Consider the following 494-nt stretch of genomic DNA (forward strand, 5'->3'; position numbering starts at 1 on the left):
TGCCGACGAGTTTGGATGACGCCGCAAAATCCAGCTTGCGCACCTACGCGCAAGCAGAAAAAGACTCCGGTTTCGATGCCCGTGCAGGTTGGGCCGGAAACCCGAATAAATAACGACAAGCAACCACAGGAGGTGACAACACCATGGCGAACGATTCGCACGAGGAATTCCGTGAAGAATATCGCGAGGTCTTCGTTATCTCCGTGGCTGCTGAACTATCCGGCATGCACGCGCAAACCCTGCGCACCTATGACCGGATGGGGTTGGTCTCGCCCGCGCGTACTCGCGGTGGTGGGCGCAGGTATTCGCAGCGCGATATTGCGATGCTGCGCAAGATCCAGCAGTTGTCGCAAGACGATGGCGTTAACCTGGCCGGAATTAAAGCCATCATCGAATTGACCGAACAACGCGACGCACTCGCCGAAGAGCGTGATGCGTTGGCGGCAGAGGTAGAAGACCTGCGCGGCCAGTTGCGCCTCTCCGCGCCGCTGGCC

General features: G+C 58.9%; 1 protein-coding gene. It reads left to right on the forward strand.

Annotated features, from left to right (window positions below; genetic code table 11):
* Window positions 1-143: 143 nt before the first annotated feature.
* On the forward strand, window positions 144-494 hold a 351-nt coding region (locus BKN05_RS12465), incomplete at its 3' end, for a heat shock protein transcriptional repressor HspR (RefSeq protein ID WP_286688782.1).

It is taken from the genome of Corynebacterium sp. S5S1, from assembly GCF_001913985.1.
Classification (GTDB): Bacteria; Actinomycetota; Actinomycetes; order Mycobacteriales; family Mycobacteriaceae; genus Corynebacterium; species Corynebacterium marquesiae.